Consider the following 20,782-nt stretch of genomic DNA (forward strand, 5'->3'; position numbering starts at 1 on the left):
GCAGCCTTTTTTAATATATCCTTTTCTAATTCAATGCGTTGAATTTGCTTTTTAAGTTCACGAATTTCAATTTGTTCGGGTGTCATTGGTGAAGCTGTGGGTGTCTGGCCATTCCGCTCTTGCTTTAATTGAGTTACCCACTTACTTACAGTTGATTTATCAACACCCATAGCCTTAGCTGCATCTTCTTGTGTAGCCTTAGTCAACTACAAGCTGAGCTGTTTCTAATTTGATTGCAGCAGAATACGTTGCGCGTTTTAATTTCGTCATTTTTTCACCCAAATTTGTATGCTTATTAGCATAACATTTCTTTCTTAATGGGTGGCCAAATTAACTATGCCACTACATAGTTTAGTTAACATGTAGTGGCGAAATCGATATCCAAAGTAAGCAAGGGCTTGGTACAACTGTCACGGTTAAATTACCACTACCAAAAGCAAATAACACAGCAGATAAAGCCCCTAAAAAATAGTTTAAAGCACCTAATTTAAAGGGTAAAAAAATACTTATTGCTGAAGATAACAATATTAACCAAGTGTTGATTAAAGCCATGATGGCTAAAACGAATGCCGAGATCACAATTGTCGAAAATGGTTTACTTGCGTTTGAGGCTGTTCAACTAGAGTTGTTTGATTTGGTATTTATGGATATTCATATGCCGGTTATGGATGGGATTAAAGCCAATCAACGGATAAAAGCAATTCTGCCGCACATACCCATTATTGCGTTAACAGCCAATGTAATGGATAAAGACGTAAAACATTACTACCAGCAAGGTTTTATTGGTCATGTTCCTAAACCAATCGATATCAACGAGTTATATGGTACACTCAGGCGTTGTTTGTATTTAAACGGTTAATTAATGTTGGCTATATTAAATAAGGCCTGACCAATAGAGAGTATTTGATTTTGAAAATAACGTCAGCAGTATTTAAAAACTGCTGACTAATTCCTCGAAAAATATTGTATATAATACCAATCCACAAAATATTTAATCATCTTTCGGGGCTAAACGCGTCGCTACTTGCGTAAAAGTGCTCATTTAGAGCAACTAAATACCGATATTTTTGCCTAGCTATCAACACGTTTTCAAGCCTCAAAATAGATCACTTAATTAAGCGAGTGGGTACACTACTCGTTATTTTTCTACTTTACCTTTTAAAACATAAATTTCACCATCAAAGCTACCTTGAATAGTTAACCCTTGCCCGGCAAGCTCTTTTAAGTATTCGATATGTTCTTCAGTGATGTGTTGCCCCGGAACTAATAGCGGTATACCAGGAGGGTAGGGGGTAACTAAGCCAGCACAAATACGATTATTGCTTTTAGCAATAGGCACCGACTCGCGTTCGCCATAAAAAGCATCGCCTGGAATACACGCTAAATCGATGGCTGGTAAACTTTCTGGCAAGCGAGAGCGCCTTGTTGATTTGGCTAGTTTTACTCTCCCACTATCAAGTTTTTTCAATGCATTGTATAAACGAATAATCTTCGAACGAGTACCACCAAGCGTTAATAACACCAAAATTGTACTGTGAGTGTATTTTTCTATTTCTAGGCCAATTTCATCTAATAAAAATTTATGAATGTCTTTTAATGAGTAGGGTAATTCACTAATATCGATTAGGATTTTTAGTGGATCGTGCCCCATATTATCTTCACTAAAGTGTGGAAATATTTCCATAAAATCGTCTTTACCTAGCACTTTAATGTATTTCAACGATGCCATTTGTTGTTTAAATTCGTCGACATGGTTTAACAAAGCATTAAGTAATTTATAGCCTTCCATTTCCAATTGTTTTTGGCATACGTCAAGCGAGGCAATAAGCTGATACTTGGGGGATGTACTGGCGTAAATACTGTAAATTTCTCTAAAAAAGTCTGCATCGAAGTCTGGATCATTCACATGAATATAAGACGCCTGTGAAAACGCCGATACCACTTTATGTGCTGAATGAGTGACATAATCGGCTCCAGCATGAATGGCTGAGTAGTAACGCAGGCTCGGGTGAAACAAAGAGTAAGCAAACCAGGCTTCGTCAATGAATACTTTAATACCGTGTTGATGGGCAAAATCCACAACTTGTTTTAAATCGCTTAACAACCCATCGTAAGTACAGCCGGTAAGCACCAGTAGTTTTGCGTCGGTATTTTGCTCTATTGTTTGTTTTATATCGGCTAACGAAGGTGGCGCAAAAATACCATATTTAGGGTTTAATATACTCGATAAATAAATGGGTAAACTGGCTGATTGTAAAATGCCATAATGAACAGATTTATGACAATTACGGTCAATAATGACCTTATCACCTTTGCGTAGCAGGGTTTGTAAAATAATTTTATTTGAAGTAGAAGACCCGTTAGTTACAAAGTAGGTATGCTTTACCTCAAACGTTGCCGCCGCAGATTCTTGAGCACGCCCAATAGTATTGGTGCTATCAGATAAAGAGCCTAAGGAATCGACAGATACCGATAAATCGCCAACAAACACATTGCGGCCATAAAATTGATAGAAGTCTTTAATATACGGCGAGTTTCTGAAGCTAGAGCCGCCGCTGTGGCCCGGTGTGTGCCATGAATCGTTCGACTCGCCAACATAACGGCGATACGCAGTCCAAAACGGGGTTTCTGAACGATCGTCAAAGTCATTGATCATATAGCCTAAAATAGCTTCGGGGTCAGAAATAACCTCGTCTTTAAAGAAAAACGACTCAATTTCTTCTGACTCGTTAACTATTTCAAGTCCTTTAGTATCATCGCCAATTACATAAACTGGAAGTTCTAATCGAATGGCCTTTAACTGCTCAATAAAGCGGCTATACGTTCGCTCGCCAACCTTGTTTTGTAAATCCCAACTAAGTACAACAGCCTGAATATCACCATCTTCTTCAACACTTGTTATCGCATCTTTAAGCGTAAAACGCTCAAGAATATCGATATGGATATCGTCTCGCTCAAAATTTGGTATCGCTTTAGAGAGATTTGTAGACAACTCTTTTAAAGTGGATTGGTCTTGCTCAATTAATAATATACGCAGTAAAGGCAACATAAGGATTTTCGTAATAAAAGCTTATAATACTCAGTAGCATAACCAATGCATTGGCACTTGTGAAATCAATACTTTGCAAATGTGCATTAATTCTACTTTATGCATGTCTATGTTTGATGTGTCATTTACAGAAAAAGCTCACGCAAGCGAATGTTCAACAGCTGCTTTAAAGTGAAGAGTTGATTTGATATACGCAAACTTACCTTTTACTCTGTTTTATCTTTAAACTCACACAAGTCTTCAATAATACAGCTGCCACACTTAGGCTTACGGGCGGTACACACGTAACGGCCGTGAAGAATCAGCCAGTGATGTACATCGACTTTAAATTCTGCAGGGACCACTTTTTCGAGCTTTTTCTCAACCTCTACAACATTTTTTCCCATCGCAAACTTAGTACGGTTTGATACACGGTCGATGTGAGTGTCGACGGCTATTGTCGGCCAGCCAAAGGCTGTGTTGAGTACAACGTTTGCTGTTTTTCGGCCAACACCGGGTAGGGCTTCTAGCGCTTCTCGGTTTTCGGGAACGATGCTGTTGTGTTTATCTACCAATATTTGGCACATTTTATAAACATTGGCTGCTTTTGAATTAAATAGGCCAATGGTTTTTATATAATCACGGAGTTTATCGTGGCCTATATCTAAAATGGCTTGTGGTGTATTAGCAACAGGGAATAGTTTTCGGGTTGCTTTATTAACACCAACATCAGTAGCTTGCGCTGAGAGCGTAACAGCAACAAGCAACTCAAACGGGCTTGAGTATTCAAGCTCCGTTTCTGGGTTTGGATTGTTATCGCGTAAGCGTGTAAGTATTTGATAGCGTTTTTCTTTGTTCATATAACTTAAACGTACTTACTATTGAAAGTAGTACGTTTCCCCTTAAGTTAAGCTGGTAACACGTGCACGAGGGCCTTTTTCGGCTTCTGGTGGTGCAGTTTGTTTTGATTTTATTTGTGCATCAATCATATTTTTAGCGGCTATGAGTAACCCAAGCCCCAAAAATGCGCCAGGTGGTAAAATAGCAAGCAAAAACTGATTGTCAAAGTTAAACACTTCAATGCGTAAGCTTTGTGCCCAAGGGCCAAGCAATAAATCGGCGCTGTCGAATAATGTACCTTGGCCTATAAGTTCTCGCATTGCACCCAGCACAACCAGTACAAACATAAACCCAAGTCCCATCATTAAGCCATCAAAGGCGGATAAATGAATCGGGTTTTTAGAGGCGTACGCTTCAGCGCGGCCTATAATTGCGCAGTTAGTTACAATCAGAGGAATAAATATTCCCAGCGATTGATACAAACCAAAGGTGTAGGCGTTCATCAGTAACTGAACGATGGTTACAAAGCCTGCAATGATCATTACAAAAACAGGGATACGAATATCTTTTGGTACCCAGTTTCTTACAATTGATACGCTAACATTAGATCCAATTAATACCAGAAGGGTTGCAAGCCCCAAGCCTAGTGCGTTGGTAACCGTTGAAGTTACAGCAAGCAACGGGCAAAGCCCTAAAAGTTGAACAAGAGCAGGGTTGTTTACCCACATTCCATCTTTATACAGTGTTTTTATTTCACTCATTGCGTTACCTCTTCACACCGACTACTTGGGGCTGTAAAAATAGTATCAAACTCATTTTGCGCAAATAATACGGCGTTTTTAACTGAATTTACAACTGCACGAGGTGTAATTGTTGCTCCAGTGAATTGATCAAATTGGCCGCCGTCTTTTTTTACAGCCCAGCGGTTATCGTCTTCACTGTGCACCGTTAAGCCTTTAAATGTGGTGATCCATGATGACTTTTTAATTTCTATTTTATCGCCTAACCCCGGTGTTTCTTCGTGTTTGGTCGTACGTACTCCCGCTACGGTTCCATCGCGTAATATGGCGGTTAACAGCCTTATATCACCGCTATATCCGTTTGGTGTGACGTGCCTAACAACGAGGGCGACGGGTTGGTTATTTTTTCGTGCTCGGTAAATAACTTGCTTATTGTATGGTCCTAGTCGCTCATCCGTAATAACGATACAGTCTTTGGATAAGTCATTGTCGTAGGTAGTTGGGTCAAGTACTTCGTGCAATTGTGATGTTAAGTATAGTTGCTCTTGCTCTGCAATTTTATCAGCCGTTAGTGCATCAATAGTTGCCACTAGCCCAGTAGTTACAAGGGCGAACGCAGTTAAAATAGCGCCATTTTTTGCCATAGATGAAACAATCATTTTACTGCTCCATGGCCATAAGTACGTGGTTGTGTGTAGAAGTCAATAAGGGGTACGGCAATATTTAGCAGGAGTACTGCAAAGGCAACCGCATCAGGGAAACCGCCAAAAGTACGAATTAAATAAACAAATAACCCAATTAGTGCACCGTAAATCAAGCGACCTTTATTTGTGGTTGAGGCCGACACAGGGTCAGTTGCAATAAAAAATGCACCCATCATAGTTGCGCCACTTAATAGGTGAAATATGGTACCCGGCTCTGTGCCAGGTGCTACTATGTAACCAATAGCACTGCATAATGCTAAGCTGCCAATAAAACTGACAGGAATATGCCAGTTAATTACTTTTTCTTTTAGTAAATACAAGCCGCCAGCTAAAAAGCCAAGATTAACCCACATCCAACCAAGGCCGGCCCATTCGTTAAAAATAGGTTTTTGCATACTTTCATTCACTGTTAAACCATGAGCTACATCTGTTTTAATGATGTCTAGTGGCGTTGCCATTGTAGTGCCATCTATACCAGCACGTACTTGGTCTAAGCTATAACCAGTAGAGGTAAAGTCCGTAAAAATAAGCCGTAATTGTTCTGTAAAGCCAATAGGGTTACTGGCTAGATCTGTTATGGGTAACCACGCTGTCATTTGCACAGGAAACGACACGAGGAGTAAAACATAAGCTGCCATAGCAGGGTTAAATAAGTTAAAACCAAGGCCACCATAAAGTTGCTTGACAATAACAATGGAAAATAAACAACCAATAATTACAATCCACCAAGGTGTTAATGGCGGAATGCTTAGGGCTAATAAAACAGCGGTTAACCATGCACTACCATCACTGAGTGCTGGCCATACTGCTCGCTTACGTATTAGCATTACTGCAGCTTCAAAAACAGTGACAGCCACTAAGGCGAGTACAAGCTGAATAAGTACGCCGCTACCAAAAAAAAGTATTTGGGCAACAAGTCCAGGAATACACGCAGCAATAACGGTTAGCATTAACCGAGTAACCGATTTATGGCTATGATTATGCGGCGAACTGGCCATGGTTAATTTCATGACTGATCATTTCCTTCTTTTTGTAACTTTTTTGCTTTGGCACGAGCAACGGCGGCGGCAATAGCGGCTTTTTTCTTATCTTCACTTGTTTGTACTGGTTGCTCTTCTGTTTCGTTTTGCGTCTCTGCGGCTTTTGCAGCCTTTTTAGCTTTAGCACGTGCAATCGCTGCGGCAACAGCGGCTTTTTTGTCATCGACCTGTGTTTCAGCTTCGTTTTGCGTCTCTTCCGCTTTTGCAGCTTTTTTAGCTTTAGCACGTGCAATCGCTGCGGCAACAGCGGCTTTTTTGTCATCGACCTGTGTTTCAGCTTCTGACTGCTTTTCAGGTTCGTTTTGCGTCTCTGCGGCTTTTGCAGCCTTTTTAGCTTTGGCACGTGCAATCGCTGCGGCTACAGCGGCTTTTTTGTCATCGACCTGTGTTTCAGCTTCTGACTGCTTTTCAGGTTCGTTTTGCGTCTCTTCCGCTTTTGCAGCCTTTTTAGCTTTAGCACGTGCAATCGCTGCGGCAACAGCGGCTTTTTTGTCATCGACAGGCATGGCTGTTTCAGCGTCATTGGTATTAGCTTGTTCATCTTGTAATTGTGCCGCTTTTTTAGCTTTAGCGCGTGCAATTGCGGCAGCGACTGCAGACTTTTTGTCGTTAGGAGTTGAAGCCTCTTCCGAAAGCTCTTTTTGCTCTTTATATTTGCGAGCTTGCTCTTTGCGCAGTGCACGCTCTTTAGCTACTTCACTATTATCTGGCTCAATCTCTGTATTTTGGCCTTCAAGTTTTTTGGCTTTTGCGCGAGCTATTGCAGCAGCAACGGCTGACTTTTCATTCCCATCGTTCGATTTGTTTTTAACACGGGCAAGGGCATCCGCTACTTTTTGTTTTTCATCATCAGACTTAGCTGGTGCCTTGCGCTTATGACGATTTTTACGCTCTTCTTGCTCACGCTCTAAACGCTCTTTTCGCGCATCAAAGCGTTCTTTTGCTCTATCTGCTTTTATTTTTTCAGCTTGTTGTTCTTTTATTTCAACTTTGGCTACGCGGTAGTATTGAACAAGCGGGATCTCGCTCGGGCAAACATATGCACAGGCTCCACATTCAATACAATCAAACAAGTTATGTTCTTGGAGTTTGTCGTACTCTTTAGACTTTGCAAACCACTGTAATTGTTGAGGTAATAATGAAGCTGGGCAGGCGTCTGCGCAGGCACTACAACGTATACAGGCTTTTTCAGGGCCGGGCTCTGCAAGTTCTTTATGGTCGGGCGCTAAAATACAGTTTGTCGTTTTAATGACACCAATCCGTACGGTGGGCAATGTAAAGCCCATCATTGGGCCACCCATTACAACACGCTGTTGTGGTACTGGCGAAAACCCTTGGCAGTCGAGCAGGTGCTTTATTTCTGTACCCAACAAAGCCCATACATTACCTGGTTTGTGTATAGTGTTACCCGTTACTGTAACCACTCGCTCTATAAGAGGTTTCCCTTCGTAAACAGCTTGTTGCACGGCATAAAGGGTACCTGTATTGTGCATAAGTACACCAATATCAGCAGGAATCCCCATGCTGGGTACTTCACGATTAGTCAGCAGTTTTATTAGTTGTTTTTCGCCGCCGGAGGGATAAACTGTTGGCACGGTTTGAACAATAATTTTGTTGTTATGTTCAGCCGCTTTAGTCATTACTGCAATAGCTTCTGGCTTATTGTCTTCTATGCCCACAATACAAACTGTTGGGTCTAAAAGTTGCTGCATTAATTCAATGCCTTGGATAATTTCAGCAGCGTGCTCACGCATTAGCGTGTCGTCAGCGGTTATATAGGGTTCACATTCCACAGCATTGACAATAAAGAAGTCTATTTTTTGCTTTGTATCTGCCTTGATATAAGTTGGAAAACCAGCGCCGCCCATGCCACTAATACCCGCTTGATGAATTATATCAACTAACTCACTATGGCTTAGTGTTTTTGGCTCACTTATTGGGTTAAGTGAACACCACTCGTCTTTTCCATCAGGCTCAATAACAACACTTAGCTCTGGCAGTGCAGACGGGTGAGCCGAGGGCTTTGGCGCTATTTCTGTAATAATACCCGAACTAGGAGCATGTATTGGTACAGACCAGTTAGCAACGGGTTTAGTTAAGGCTTGACCTTTAAGTACGCGTTGGCCTTTTTCTACAAGTAATTTACCATTAGCGCCAATGTGTTGTTTTAGCGCAACTACAAGTTTGTCAGGTAGTGGGAGGCGAGCAATATTCGCACTGTTAGAAAGTGATTTTTGCTGAGGAGGGTGCACGCCGCCAGGAAATTTCCAAACAGTACCTTTTTGTATTTGTTCAAGTAATTTATCCACTCAAACCTCTAATCTATTTGTGTAACAGGAATAGCATTTAACTGCCATTTCCAGTTTTGTTTTGTTTCAGCAACCGGCAGCATATCAATACAATCTACAGGGCAGGGCTCAACGCATAAATCACAACCTGTGCATTCGTCTATTAAAACGGTATGCATTTGGCGAGTCGCACCTACAATGGCATCTACAGGGCAGGCTTGAATACATTTTGTACAGCCAATACATTCGTCTTCGCGTATGTATGCAACGGTTTTAATTGGCTCGGCTTGCTCTCCACCGGCAAGGGGTTTTTCATCAACGCCCATTAGGCCAGCGAGCTTTTTCATCGTGGCTTCACCGCCAGGCGGGCACTTATTAATTTCATCCCCATTGGCAATTGCTTCTGCGTAGGGGCGACACCCCGGGTAACCACATTGACCACATTGCGTTTGCGGTAAAATGGTATCGATTTGTTCAACAATGGGGCTACTTTCTACGCGAAAGCGTATTGCAGCAAAGCCTAAAATTAACCCAAAAACCAGCGCGAGTGAGCCAAGCGCAATTAAGGCATAAAACAAGGTCATATTAAAATTTCACTAATCCGGTAAAGCCCATAAACGCCATAGACATAAGCCCGGCGGTTATCATAGCAATAGAGGCACCTTTAAAAGGTGTAGGAACATCAGCAGCAGCAAGGCGTTCGCGCAGAGCTGCAAATAGTACGAGTACTAATGAAAAGCCAACCGCAGCACCAAAGCCATACACTGCTGATTGTAAAAATGAGTGGTCTTCTTTTATGTTAAGTAAAGCAACACCTAGTACTGCACAGTTTGTAGTGATAAGTGGTAAAAATATACCCAATAAACGGTAGAGTGTAGGGCTTGTTTTACGTACCACCATTTCTGTAAATTGCACTACAACGGCAATAACTAAAATAAAGCTCATGGTGCGTAAAAATTCTATATCCAAAGGGATTAAAATATACTGATTAACCAAGTAACTAGTTACTGAAGCAAGCGTAAGTACAAAGGTGGTAGCTAAAGACATGCCGATTGCTGTATCAAGTTTTCCTGATACACCCATAAACGGACATAAGCCTAAAAATTGTACTAACACAAAGTTATTAACTAGAACGGTTCCAATCAATAACAATACATATTCAGTCATGCGAGCCTCGCGCTTTTAAAGTCCCGTGTATTATCCTTTTTTCTGCCCTGATTAACAACATGTGCAGTGATTATCATTTAAATAAACATCATTAAATTAACTGGTAGTAATGATGATGTAACAGAACTATGAGATAGACATGCTTTTTTCTTTAACATGATGACTTTAATCTTACTAATTTAAGGGGGGCAGTGATCACCGTAGCGCTAAATAAAGGGGGCATAAACAAAAAAGAGCAACAGGTGCTCTTTCTTAAAATAGGTAGTTAAATATCTTTCGGCTTTTCGATGTAGTAGCCTTGAACGCCATCTAAGCACAGAGTTTCTATTATGTGTTTTTCTTCTTGGCTCTCTACACCTTCGGCAAATACACTCACTCCAATTCTGTGTGCTAGATCCACCATTAAACGCATAAAGTATTGATTATTTTTATCGTCCTCTAAACCGCGAGTGTAACTGGCATCCATTTTTATGAAATCGGGTTTTAAATCACGGAAAAACTTGAATGAAGTTAAACCGACGCCAAATCGCTCAACGGTAATGCGTGCACCTACTCGGTGAATCATATCAATAAAGCGTTTACTGGCTTTAATATTTTGTTGTAAACCAAACTCACTTACTTCGAAAACGAGTTTAGATGCTATATGGGTATCTTTTAACAGGCGACGTTCTAACCAAATAACAAATTGGTCGTTATGTGCACTTGAGGCCGTTACATTTAAGCCAAAGAATTTCTCGGATAAGTTACGGCTTTTCACTTTTTCAAGCGATGAGTCAATTATAAGGCGGTCGATTTCTATTGCCATATCAAGCTTCTCAGCCATGGCTAAAAACGATGCAGTAGGGAGCATTTGGTTATCTTCGGTTTTAAACCTAACCTGTATCTCAGCGTATGCCTTAATGCTTTTACCCAAAGGCATAATATTTTGCATTACTAAATGCACACGTTTTGATTCAATAACTTCGTTTATTACTTTACGCCAGTTTTGGTTACCAAAGCCTGCGCTCACATTGTTAACTAAATCGGTTTCGCGTTGCACGTGCCATGCATTAGTTTGCTTAGACTGAGCCATACTCATTGCGTTATCAACCACCGAAAGTAGCTCGCCTAATGGTTTACCTTTTTCGTAACCCACAATGCCGGTATTTGCCACAGAACTTAATTCTTGGTTTTGTTGATATTGAGTGAAGCGGGACTGTAAGTTTTCACCAAAACGCTCGGCTTCTTTAAGCGGTGTATGCGGTAAAATAACTGCAAAGTCAGAGCTGTTTAGCCTAAACAATTGGCTGCCAGTATAAGTGCCGCTCAAGTGTTTAATTATATCAGCAACACCCCTTACGTACTCGTCACCTTTTTGGTAGCCACGGCTTTGATTAATTGCTTGTAACTCACTACAGCGCACCATAGCTAGCGAGCCAAACGTACTTTGCTCGCAGTTCTCGATATGCTTTTCATAATACTCTACAAACATATTTCGGTTACCCAAAGAAGTAATGACATCTTTGTAGGCTTCTTGTTTTATGCTCATTGCAGCATTTTGTATATCTTGACTTTTAGACTTTAAAAAGTGCGATAACCGGTTAAAGCTTGGAACTAAATCTTTCCCCAGCTTTTTGAGACTAGAGCTATCGAGCGCAGTTTGTAGATCGTCATCAACTTGGTTTTGATTAATATAAATATCTATGATGTCAGATACCGTAGTGCTGATATTATTATTCAGCTGATAAAAAATTGACTTAAGTAAGATGATAGGAATGATCACCAACACGGCAGAAATTAGTATAACTATAAAGAGGGCAGTTTGAACTTGTTCGGCTAACTGGCGGATGTTGAGTGTAAACTCTACTTTAACGTCTGCTGCATCATTGACAGCAAATTGAGGGCGTATAGAGTTAAATTGAGACTGAATAAACTCGGCGAATGCTGGCAGCTCTGACGACGAATTGATACTAAACACTTCCGCGCCTTGATAATCTCTAAGCGTGAAGTTTGAAAAGGTATTGCCGTTTGCAATTGATTTTTTTAAGTTTTCTGCAGAAATATCGTTTATAGAAAGCTCATTTATATATTTACTAACGGTTACTTGAGCACTTTTTTGTGCTTCGCTCACCGCATTATCAAAGCCCACTGAAATGAAGTAGCTTCCTGCTGCAACACACAATAACCAAGATATTATTTGTATTAAAATAAGTTTTTTAAATCCAGCCATTTTTTCAATCTTTTTGATATTACAAAGAAAAGGAATCAAGTCCTTGATTATTTAACTAAATGCAACATTTAATAGTTTTTAATCAATGTTTTAGTTATAGGATAGAAGGGTAGTGGAAATAGTAGTGGATGTCTATGGAATTCTTAGAATTGGCTCCCCCTCCCCGACTCGAACGGGGGACCTGCGGATTAACAGTCCGTCGCTCTAACCAACTGAGCTAAGGGGGAACTAAATTTTGACTTGTATGATATTGGCTCCCCCTCCCCGACTCGAACGGGGGACCTGCGGATTAACAGTCCGTCGCTCTAACCAACTGAGCTAAGGGGGAACTACATCATATACATAAACTTGGCTCCCCCTCCCCGACTCGAACGGGGGACCTGCGGATTAACAGTCCGTCGCTCTAACCAACTGAGCTAAGGGGGAATCGTTTATGGTTAAAAAGCTTGGCTCCCCCTCCCCGACTCGAACGGGGGACCTGCGGATTAACAGTCCGTCGCTCTAACCAACTGAGCTAAGGGGGAAGCGTCTTGCCTTTCAACGGGGCGAAATATTAATGACCGCGCTGCAAAGTGTCAACATATAAAAGTCATAAATTAAAAAAAGAGGTTTATTCGTTGTTTTTATGTGCAATCTGCGTGTTTTATAGCTTTATTTGAAACCATTTATTGGACTTTCAATAAAACCATTAGTAGTTAATTAGCGCTGAGTGATCGTTTGCTATAGCCAATTGAGTAAATAAAATACGACTTTGAAATGATTTAGTCTGTTTAAAACACAAATTTAAAAAGTACTGACTCTTGGTTTTAGCTATTTATACTCAAAAATCTGACGTTAGGGTATTTTTTAATCCGAAATAATAAAATCTAAAGCGTATGCTTTATAACGTTTGTAATTTTAGCACCTAACCATATACGCAAGTAAAAGCAAAGGTGCTCATAATTAATACAATCAATGACTTGCAATTATTAATGCTGAAAACAGGTTAGCCTAATAATCACATTGTAAATAAAATTTATTAACCTGATGAAATAGGTTTGCAAAGGTTATAAAACAATATAAAAGCAAATCTCATAACTTTTTAAGTCAGGAGTAAAAGTGTATCTCTCTTAAACCCTTTATAAATGCGGGGTCCAATGAGTTATCCACGGTTTCTGTGGATAACTCTGTTTATGAAACTTTAAAAACATCAGCAGCACCAGTAATTTAGAGTGCTACAACGATTTCAAGCTTTTAAAACATTATTTTTATTTCATTTAAAAACAATGATTTAAGGTTTTTGTTTTATTGTGTGTGATACGATGAGTGGAATTTTTCGTTACGATAAATCTAAAAGTAGATTTGTGTAAAAAAGCATCAGGTAACGCGTGTGTTTTGTAATAAAAGTAACAATTATGTGTCTTAATTGTTTTTTGGCGCGTTAAGCCGCTATTTTAACAATACCGTTTAAAAAACAATGTTTACTTTGAGGGCGTGCTTTAAGCGGTTTTGTTGCATTAAATCTATTGATAAATCCGTGGCTTGAATTGCCCTGATGCTTTAAAATGATCAACTCAGTAAAAGAGGCTATTTATTTCATGCGCGCAACACAAAATCCCAAGACTCGCCCAGATTTACTAAATGCTCCTATCTTGCCCACGTTGAAAACCATGACTGTTCCAATGATTTTTGGCATGATCATGTTAATGATGTTTAATATTGTTGATACCTTTTTTATTAGCTTGTTAGGTACTGAGCCCCTTGCCGCAGTGAGTTTTACATTCCCTGTTACATTTACTGTAATTAGTTTGGCTATAGGATTAGGAATAGGTACCTCAGCTGTCATTGCAAAAGCATTAGGCAGTAACAAAATAGATGAAGCCCGGTTTGATGCCAGCATCTCTATATTGGTGGCTGTTGCACTGGTGCTTACGTTATCGCTTATTGGTTATCTACTTATTGACCCTGTATTTACATTATTAGGGGCAGGGCAGCAGGTGCTGCCGTTAATTCATGACTACATGAATATTTGGTTTATTGGCAGTGTATTTTTAATCACACCAATGATTGGTAACTCCGTATTACGTGCCAGTGGCGATACTAAAACGCCCAGTATCGTAATGGGAGGTGCAGGGCTTATAAATGCAATACTCGACCCCATGTTTATATTTGGTTTTGGTCCTATACCCGCTATGGGTATACAAGGGGCTGCAATTGCAAGTGTAATAGCCTGGGCTGTGGCTGTTGTTATTATCTTATATATTTTAATAGCAAAACGGTTACTTAGTTTAAAAGCTGGGTCACAAACAGTTATGGGGTCAATCCGCAAAATATTAAAAATAGGTGTACCTGCCGCAAGTGCTAATATGCTTACACCAATTGCAATGGCAGTAATGACGGCACTTGTTGCTAATCATGGTCCTGAGGCTGTTGCCGCGTTTGGTGTTGGTAGCAGAATAGAGTCTATTGCAAGTATTTTAGTTCTTGCCTTATCAATGACACTCCCTCCATTTGTTAGTCAAAATTTTGGGGCTGGAAAGTTATGTAGAGTGAAGGATGCATACAAAGGGACATTGAAGTTTGTCATGGTTTGGCAGTTCATAATTTATATTTTACTGATTATTTTTTCTGGCGTTATAAGTCAGTTATTTGGTAAAGAGCAAGCGGTTATAGATGTCATTAAACTTTTTATTTATATCATTCCACTTAGTTATGGTCTGCAAGGTGTGATCATATTATCAAACTCATCGTTTAATGCTTTGCATAAACCAATGAACGCACTGTTTTTAAGTGTTATTCGGTTGTTTATTTTTTATGTTCCGTTTGCTTATTTAGGTAGTCATTTTGCAGGGTTAACGGGATTATTTATAGGTGCTGCTGTCGGTAATTTATTTACCGCATTGGTAGCGTATAAATGGTTTATAAAAGAGCTTGAGTGTTTGAGCAGTCAGTCGTTACAGGAGTGCAATAGTTGAGTGATCATTTTCAGTTAAAATCACAGTTTAAACCAGCAGGGGATCAACCCACCGCAATAAAGCAGTTGTGCGAAGGTTTAGAGGCCGGGCTTGCTCATCAAACATTGTTAGGGGCTACAGGTACGGGTAAAACTTTTACCATGGCTAATATTATTAGCGACTTAAATCGCCCAACAATTATTATGGCCCACAATAAAACGTTGGCTGCACAGCTTTATGGTGAAATGAAAGAGTTTTTCCCAAAAAATGCCGTTGAATATTTTGTTTCTTATTACGACTATTACCAACCAGAGGCCTATGTTGTATCGAGCGATACGTTTATCGAAAAAGATGCCTCAATAAATGAGCACATAGAACAAATGCGTTTAAGTGCTACTAAAGCACTACTTGAACGCCGCGATACCATTATTGTTGCATCGGTTTCGGCTATTTATGGTTTGGGTGACCCCCAGTCATACATGAAAATGATGTTGCTATTAAAAGTTGGCGAAAAAGTTGATCAGCGTGACATGCTTCGCCGCTTAGCCGAAATACAATATACCCGTAACGACATAGAGTTTAGCCGAGGTACATACCGGGTTCGCGGTGAAGTGGTCGACATATTTCCTGCAGAGTCAGAAACATATGCAGTGCGTGTAGAAATGTTTGACGACGAAATAGAACGCTTGAGTATTTTTGATCCGCTGACAGGTGCAGTTGAAAAACATATTGTGCGTGCCACTATTTATCCTAAAACGCACTATGTAACTCCGCGAGAAAAAATTCTTGGCGCAATTGAAAATATAAAAATAGAGCTAAAAGATCGCAGGGCCCAATTGTTAAGTGCCAATAAATTGGTAGAAGAGCAGCGCATAGCACAGCGGACACAATACGATATAGAAATGATGACCGAGTTGGGTTATTGCTCGGGAATAGAAAACTACAGTCGATATTTATCGGGGCGAACTCCTGGCGATCCGCCACCAACATTGCTTGATTACCTGCCTGATGATGCATTAATGATTATTGATGAATCCCATGTAACGGTGTCGCAAATTGGCGCTATGTATAAAGGCGACAGAAGCCGAAAAGAAAACCTTGTAGAATATGGTTTTAGAATGCCTTCAGCCATGGATAATCGCCCACTTAGATTTGAAGAGTTTGAAGCCATTGCTCCGCAAACCATTTATGTATCGGCAACGCCTGGCGACTTTGAAATGGAGCGCAGTGGCGGGGAAGTTGCAGAGCAAATTATTCGTCCAACAGGGCTTTTAGACCCGCTTATAGAAGTAAGGCCCGTTGGCGACCAAGTTGATGATTTATTGTCAGAAATATACCAATGTGTTGATAAAGGTGAGCGCGTATTAGTTACTACGCTTACTAAACGTATGTCTGAAGATTTAACCGACTACCTAAGTGAACACGGCGTAAAAGTGCGTTACTTGCATTCAGATATAGATACTGTAGAGCGCGTAGAGATAATTCGTGATTTACGCGCAGGGGTATTTGACGTATTAGTTGGCATTAACTTACTAAGAGAAGGTTTAGATATGCCTGAAGTGGCGCTGGTTGCGATACTGGATGCCGACAAAGAAGGCTTTTTACGTTCAACGCGCTCGCTTATTCAAACTATTGGTCGTGCCGCGCGTCACTTAGATGGCCGTGCTATTTTATATGGCGATAAAGTGACTAAATCTATGGCAAAAGCGATAGATGAAACAAGCCGCAGGCGCGAAATCCAACATCAATACAATATAGATAACGGCATAGAGCCACGTGCTTTGGCTAAAAAGATTCTTGATGTGATGGATGTAGGGGAAGAGGCTGGCCCTAAAGATAACCTACAACTTATTCGCAAAGAGTCTAAAAAGGTGCTTAGCGCGAAAGAAATTGCAGCGCAAATCAAGCAGCTTGAAACTAAAATGCACGCGTATGCGAGTAATTTAGAATTTGAAAAGGCGGGCTCTGTGCGCGACGAAATACACGAACTACAACAACAGTTGATTAATTAAAAAATGACTATAAATTTTACGCCTCTTATCACGGCACTTGAGAGTGCCCCTATTTTAAATAACGAACTGTGTCGTGTTTTTCACGGGCGAGGCCATAGTATTGAGGCATTGAGCCACTTAAATTTAGATTTTTACCCGCCAAGCTTATTTTTAGTCTCTTACGATGAAATAGACGACAACACGCTTAATCAGTTAACCGAAACACTTTGGCAATGGGCGCAAGCGCATTACCCAGAATTAATTACCTCGCTTGTTTATCAGCAGCGTGCGGGTGTGCAAAGCCAAAACACAGTCATGTTTGGAACGCTCCCTGATAAGCATACAGTAACCGAAAACGGAATTCGCTTTTTAGTCGATTTGCAAAGTCGCCAAAATACAGGAATTTTTCCTGATATGCGAAGCGGCCGCGAGTTTGTAATGGCTAATAGTAAGCATGGCAAAGTACTTAATTTATTTTCATACACGTGCGGTTTTTCGTTAGCAGCAATGCAAGGCGGTGCCGATCATGTAATGAATATGGATATGAGTAAAGGGGTACTTAAAGTAGGTAAGCAAAACCATCAGTTAAATGGTTTTGACAAAGGGGTGAGTTACTTACCTCACGATATTTTAAAGTCGTTTGGTAAATTAAAAAAAGCAGCCCCGTTTGATTTAATTATTGTCGATCCGCCGAGTTTTCAAAAAGGCAGCTTTATTTTAACTAAAGACTACCAAAAAGTGCTTCGCAGGCTCCCAGAGTTACTTAATCAAACAACAAAATTGCTTTTATGCGCCAACAGCCCCGAGCTCTCAGAGGATGCATTTAAAGCACTGATTGACGAGCACACACAAGGTGCGATTACATTCGTAGAACGCCTTGCACCTACCGACCGCTTTATTGAAATAGACAGTGATAAAAGTTTAAAAGCACTCGTCTATAAAATGTCACATTCGCCTGATTAAATGAAACTCAGTAAACGACTGACTGCGATTGATGCGCTTATAACACGCCAGCAAAACACTATTTGGGATTGTTGCTGTGATCATGGCTATTTAGGAATGGCTTTGTTGAAGCGCTCAGCTGCCGATAAGGTCATGTTTGTTGATATTTTGCCAAATGTGATGACCGATTTAGAAGCGCGGTTAACTCATAATAAAAAATTTAGGGAGCCTGGTAATAAAAAGCCAGAATGGCAGGTCTTGTGTCAGGACGTTGGAAGTATAAAGCTTGATGATGTAACAAATCAGGTAGTGGTTATAGCGGGTATAGGCGGTGAATTAGCGCTGCGTTTAGTGCAGCAAATAATAGCTAACAACTCGTCAGAGTCTGTAAAGCATGTGCGATTTATTTTATGCCCAATTCACCACACCTATTTACTGCGCAGTGGTTTACACAAGCTTAATTTGGGTTTGCATAGTGAGCACATTATAAGCGATAAAAACCGTATATACGAACTCATAGAGGTTAGCTTTAAAAGCAGCCAAACGGTAAGTAAAACAGGTGATGCCATGTGGGACTTAAATAATAAACAGCATACGGCTTACATTCAACGATTGTTAAATCATTATAATAAAATGCTCAATAAAGATGAGCTTTATTGTCAAAAAGTTATAAGCGACTATCAAAGTCTATACGATAGTTAAAAAAGCCCAATTTTGTCGGGCGGCTGTGATCTAATTACATAACAAAACACGTAATGTAAGCACAGTTAATATCTTGCCCAGTGCGAGTTTATTTGGTTTATTTATGTCAGATAAAAATAGTCACCTAAATACGTTACTCAGTAACGACAAAAAATGGCAACATAGCTACGAGCAGCCAATTCCTTATGCGCCGCTTGTGCAATTAGCTAATAATAATTGGGTCGTCCCACAGCATTTTTTACGATACAAGCATACACTTGAAAGTGTAAATGAAGTTCTCGAAGGCATAGAATTTTCGGCCCACTTTAGAGTCCTAGCTGCACAAAAAGGCGATGAAATATACCTACAAGTTGCAGTACTAAGCCCTGACAACTACAAAAAAAGTGGCCATCAAAATGCCGATAAAGCAAAAAAATTGCTATTTGGTAGACGCTGGATAGTAGAAGAAAACTTACCCACTTCAGAACTTATTCAAACTGCTTTTTTAGCTTTAAAAGTAGCGCGTGAGCACGAAGTTAGAGAGTTATTTCAATTAAAACAAAATGGTGCAATTAGCACACCATTTAATAATCATCACGATTTACCTGTCATGTCGCAAAACCCAGAGTTAGTTTTACAAACGCACAATTGCGATAATATTAGCGATTTGGTTAGTCGTATTGTGTTTGCTGATTCGATTGTTGAACTGACCGACTATCAAGCCATTACTGACGAGCAGCATTTGTATACAGTAAAGCTGCATTGCGATGGCGCTCAGTTAAGCGAGTTCAACAATAAATCAATTGCGTTTTTGACTACGGGGTCGTCAAGTAATCACTTTTTACATGGTTTTATCACAGCCTTAGTTAACACAAGCAACGACTACGTAAATGAGCAGTTTAAGTATCAAGGTTTTGCTCGTTTTAGTAAAAATGTGGCGGTAGAAAGTATTGGTAAGTTAAGCATTGCAATGCGCTCACCAAATACAGTTGATTTGTGCTCAATGGGTAAGCAAGAAGCTAATCAATTAAACTTCGAAATAGACAGCGGGCGAGCACCTCAGGGGTGTGGACAAGCTATAGGTGGGTTTTTAGCAGCCCATGGAATAGAGCAACCAGAAAATGCCCATCTATATCCAAATTACCTTTAATAAATAAAGCGAACGAGTAAGCGTTTAAAAACGCTTACAGTTTGTTGATCTCTTGCTTAACGTTAAAGCTTGAGTCAGTCACAATGGCTTCAAGTGTTTGTACACGTTCTCTTAGTGCAATCACTTCTGCTTTTGTTTCGGCAAGTTGTTTATTAGCATCGCTATTGTTGTTTTGCATTTTATGTTTAAATTCTAAATGCTTTTTATACATATCGTAAACCACACCCGAACCCACAGATATAAGCACAATAAGTACAATCATCGTAGTACCAGACATAACTATATTCCTTTTATAATTTTATTTTTAAAGTATACGCTTTCTTCACTTTAGATAAAGCTGACAATTGTAACTTTATTTGTAAAGGGCGATGATTTGAAATAAATCAATTAACACTGTGGCTATATACATGTACATCAGTGCTTTTTGTCTGGTGTTCATACTTTATACAGTAACAGGGTTGTTTAATGTAAAATCAATCGCCATATAGTTACTAACACACTATTTTATAAACTAATTTTATCAGAGAGTTATTATGCTAAATAATAAAATACCTCCCGTTATAGTCGTTCTATTTTTTGCAGGCATTATGGCGCTAATAGCGCATTACAGTGTTATTGACTTTACTGTATTTGTTGCCTATTTTGCGGCAAGTTTAGTTATTATTGGTTGCGCAAGCTGTGTTGCGGGTGTTGTGAGCTTTAAGCTAGCCAAAACCACAGTAAACCCCAATAAACCAGAACAGGCATCAAAATTAGTTACCAGCGGTATTTACCGAATTTCACGTAATCCCATGTATTTAGGATTTGCATTTATTTTAGCTGGGTGGGGCGTGTGGTTAAGTTCGGTTTGGGCAATGCTAGGTGTTGTTGGTTTTATTGGTTATTTAACGTTGTTTCAAATAATGCCAGAAGAACGTGCACTTAGTAAATTATTTGGTGATGAATTTACTGCCTACAAAACACGCGTAAGACGCTGGTTGTAATTTTTTAAAAGTGTTTTTAATTATACGCCGTGTAATTAAATGCTATGCAATAAAAAAGGCTGCCATCAAAAGCAGCCTTTTCATTG

At 39.9% G+C, this 20,782-nt stretch carries 17 protein-coding genes, 4 tRNA genes and 1 pseudogene; 7 read left to right on the forward strand and 15 right to left on the reverse strand.

Going from position 1 to position 20,782, the window contains the following annotated elements:
* Positions 1–270 (reverse strand): annotated as a pseudogene (locus ACFI34_RS06555) (transposase); the annotation flags it as partial.
* Positions 271–508: 238 nt separating this feature from the next.
* Between ACFI34_RS06555 and ACFI34_RS06560 the strand changes: the two are divergent.
* A complete protein-coding gene (locus ACFI34_RS06560; RefSeq protein ID WP_462673054.1) occupies positions 509–859 on the forward strand; it encodes a response regulator in 351 nt (116 codons plus the stop codon).
* A gap of 279 nt (positions 860–1,138) precedes the next feature.
* Here ACFI34_RS06560 and ACFI34_RS06565 read toward each other — a convergent pair whose 3' ends face one another.
* The 13 genes from ACFI34_RS06565 to ACFI34_RS06625 form a co-directional block, all read right to left on the reverse strand.
* The gene (locus tag ACFI34_RS06565; RefSeq protein ID WP_462672880.1) at positions 1,139–3,049 is read right to left on the reverse strand and encodes an aminotransferase class V-fold PLP-dependent enzyme; all 1,911 of its coding nucleotides are present in this window, start codon (positions 3,047–3,049) and stop codon (positions 1,139–1,141) included.
* A 206-nt stretch (positions 3,050–3,255) separates the two neighbouring features.
* Entirely contained in the window at positions 3,256–3,888 is a 633-nt protein-coding gene (nth, locus tag ACFI34_RS06570; protein WP_462672881.1) for an endonuclease III, read from the reverse strand.
* Positions 3,889–3,930: 42 nt separating this feature from the next.
* The gene (locus ACFI34_RS06575) at positions 3,931–4,629 is read right to left on the reverse strand and encodes an electron transport complex subunit E (RefSeq protein ID WP_462672882.1); all 699 of its coding nucleotides are present in this window, start codon (positions 4,627–4,629) and stop codon (positions 3,931–3,933) included.
* Positions 4,626–5,267, reverse strand: coding sequence for an electron transport complex subunit RsxG (rsxG, locus tag ACFI34_RS06580; RefSeq protein ID WP_462672883.1), 642 nt, complete (start codon positions 5,265–5,267; stop codon positions 4,626–4,628). Before rsxG ends, ACFI34_RS06575 begins: the two co-directional genes overlap by 4 nt.
* On the reverse strand, positions 5,264–6,322 hold the full coding sequence (gene rsxD, locus ACFI34_RS06585; protein ID WP_462672884.1) for an electron transport complex subunit RsxD: 1,059 nt from the start codon (positions 6,320–6,322) through the stop codon (positions 5,264–5,266). Before rsxD ends, rsxG begins: the two co-directional genes overlap by 4 nt.
* The gene (gene rsxC, locus ACFI34_RS06590) at positions 6,319–8,661 is read right to left on the reverse strand and encodes an electron transport complex subunit RsxC (protein WP_462672885.1); all 2,343 of its coding nucleotides are present in this window, start codon (positions 8,659–8,661) and stop codon (positions 6,319–6,321) included. The genes rsxD and rsxC overlap by 4 nt, the downstream gene beginning before the upstream one ends.
* 8 nt (positions 8,662–8,669) lie before the next feature.
* Positions 8,670–9,224 carry an electron transport complex subunit RsxB gene (rsxB, locus tag ACFI34_RS06595; protein ID WP_462672886.1) on the reverse strand — a complete coding sequence of 185 codons (555 nt, stop codon included), beginning with the start codon at positions 9,222–9,224 and terminating at the stop codon, positions 8,670–8,672.
* Position 9,225: 1 nt separating this feature from the next.
* On the reverse strand, positions 9,226–9,807 hold the full coding sequence (gene rsxA, locus ACFI34_RS06600) for an electron transport complex subunit RsxA (RefSeq protein ID WP_008134172.1): 582 nt from the start codon (positions 9,805–9,807) through the stop codon (positions 9,226–9,228).
* 265 nt (positions 9,808–10,072) lie between these two features.
* Complete coding sequence (locus ACFI34_RS06605; RefSeq protein WP_462672887.1) at positions 10,073–12,016, reverse strand: EAL domain-containing protein; 1,944 nt, start codon at positions 12,014–12,016, stop codon at positions 10,073–10,075.
* A 150-nt stretch (positions 12,017–12,166) separates the two neighbouring features.
* A tRNA-Asn gene (locus ACFI34_RS06610) sits at positions 12,167–12,243 on the reverse strand.
* Between the two features lie 24 nt (positions 12,244–12,267).
* A tRNA-Asn gene (locus ACFI34_RS06615) sits at positions 12,268–12,344 on the reverse strand.
* Positions 12,345–12,365: 21 nt separating this feature from the next.
* Positions 12,366–12,442, reverse strand: a tRNA-Asn gene (locus ACFI34_RS06620).
* A gap of 21 nt (positions 12,443–12,463) precedes the next feature.
* Positions 12,464–12,540 (reverse strand) — tRNA-Asn (locus tag ACFI34_RS06625).
* Between the two features lie 1,053 nt (positions 12,541–13,593).
* Here ACFI34_RS06625 and ACFI34_RS06630 point away from each other — a divergent pair.
* The 5 genes from ACFI34_RS06630 (at position 13,594) to ACFI34_RS06650 (ending at position 19,713) form a co-directional block, all read left to right on the forward strand.
* A complete protein-coding gene (locus ACFI34_RS06630) occupies positions 13,594–14,970 on the forward strand; it encodes an MATE family efflux transporter (protein WP_462673055.1) in 1,377 nt (458 codons plus the stop codon).
* A complete protein-coding gene (uvrB, locus tag ACFI34_RS06635) occupies positions 14,967–16,961 on the forward strand; it encodes an excinuclease ABC subunit UvrB (RefSeq protein ID WP_462672888.1) in 1,995 nt (664 codons plus the stop codon). Before ACFI34_RS06630 ends, uvrB begins: the two co-directional genes overlap by 4 nt.
* Positions 16,962–16,964: 3 nt before the next feature.
* Positions 16,965–17,903, forward strand: a complete 939-nt coding sequence (locus ACFI34_RS06640; protein WP_462672889.1) for a class I SAM-dependent methyltransferase — start codon at positions 16,965–16,967, stop codon at positions 17,901–17,903.
* Positions 17,904–18,584: a tRNA (adenine(22)-N(1))-methyltransferase TrmK gene (locus ACFI34_RS06645; RefSeq protein ID WP_462672890.1), complete on the forward strand. Its 681-nt coding sequence runs from the start codon at positions 17,904–17,906 to the stop codon at positions 18,582–18,584.
* Positions 18,585–18,687: 103 nt separating this feature from the next.
* A complete protein-coding gene (locus ACFI34_RS06650) occupies positions 18,688–19,713 on the forward strand; it encodes a hypothetical protein (protein ID WP_462672891.1) in 1,026 nt (341 codons plus the stop codon).
* Positions 19,714–19,747: 34 nt separating this feature from the next.
* Here ACFI34_RS06650 and ACFI34_RS06655 read toward each other — a convergent pair whose 3' ends face one another.
* Positions 19,748–19,990, reverse strand: a complete 243-nt coding sequence (locus ACFI34_RS06655; RefSeq protein WP_462672892.1) for a hypothetical protein — start codon at positions 19,988–19,990, stop codon at positions 19,748–19,750.
* A gap of 256 nt (positions 19,991–20,246) precedes the next feature.
* On the opposite strand from ACFI34_RS06655, the gene ACFI34_RS06660 reads away from it, so the two are divergent.
* On the forward strand, positions 20,247–20,696 hold the full coding sequence (locus ACFI34_RS06660) for a methyltransferase family protein (RefSeq protein WP_462672893.1): 450 nt from the start codon (positions 20,247–20,249) through the stop codon (positions 20,694–20,696).
* The last annotated feature ends 86 nt before the right edge of the window (positions 20,697–20,782 follow it).

Source organism: Pseudoalteromonas sp. PSi26, from assembly GCF_054960575.1.

Excerpts from the sequence above, each read along its gene's own strand:
- ACFI34_RS06650 (WP_462672891.1), top strand. The coding sequence starts at position 18,688 with ATGTCAGATAAAAATAGTCACCTAAATACGTTACTCAGTAACGACAAA.
- ACFI34_RS06565 (WP_462672880.1), bottom strand. The coding sequence starts at position 3,049 with ATGTTGCCTTTACTGCGTATATTATTAATTGAGCAAGACCAATCCACT.
- nth (WP_462672881.1), bottom strand. The coding sequence starts at position 3,888 with ATGAACAAAGAAAAACGCTATCAAATACTTACACGCTTACGCGATAAC.
- rsxB (WP_462672886.1), bottom strand. The coding sequence starts at position 9,224 with ATGACCTTGTTTTATGCCTTAATTGCGCTTGGCTCACTCGCGCTGGTT.
- ACFI34_RS06605 (WP_462672887.1), bottom strand. The coding sequence starts at position 12,016 with ATGGCTGGATTTAAAAAACTTATTTTAATACAAATAATATCTTGGTTA.
- ACFI34_RS06655 (WP_462672892.1), bottom strand. The coding sequence starts at position 19,990 with ATGTCTGGTACTACGATGATTGTACTTATTGTGCTTATATCTGTGGGT.
- rsxA (WP_008134172.1), bottom strand. The coding sequence starts at position 9,807 with ATGACTGAATATGTATTGTTATTGATTGGAACCGTTCTAGTTAATAAC.
- ACFI34_RS06645 (WP_462672890.1), top strand. The coding sequence starts at position 17,904 with ATGAAACTCAGTAAACGACTGACTGCGATTGATGCGCTTATAACACGC.
- ACFI34_RS06575 (WP_462672882.1), bottom strand. The coding sequence starts at position 4,629 with ATGAGTGAAATAAAAACACTGTATAAAGATGGAATGTGGGTAAACAAC.
- ACFI34_RS06630 (WP_462673055.1), top strand. The coding sequence starts at position 13,594 with ATGCGCGCAACACAAAATCCCAAGACTCGCCCAGATTTACTAAATGCT.
- ACFI34_RS06640 (WP_462672889.1), top strand. The coding sequence starts at position 16,965 with ATGACTATAAATTTTACGCCTCTTATCACGGCACTTGAGAGTGCCCCT.
- rsxD (WP_462672884.1), bottom strand. The coding sequence starts at position 6,322 with ATGAAATTAACCATGGCCAGTTCGCCGCATAATCATAGCCATAAATCG.
- ACFI34_RS06660 (WP_462672893.1), top strand. The coding sequence starts at position 20,247 with ATGCTAAATAATAAAATACCTCCCGTTATAGTCGTTCTATTTTTTGCA.
- rsxG (WP_462672883.1), bottom strand. The coding sequence starts at position 5,267 with ATGATTGTTTCATCTATGGCAAAAAATGGCGCTATTTTAACTGCGTTC.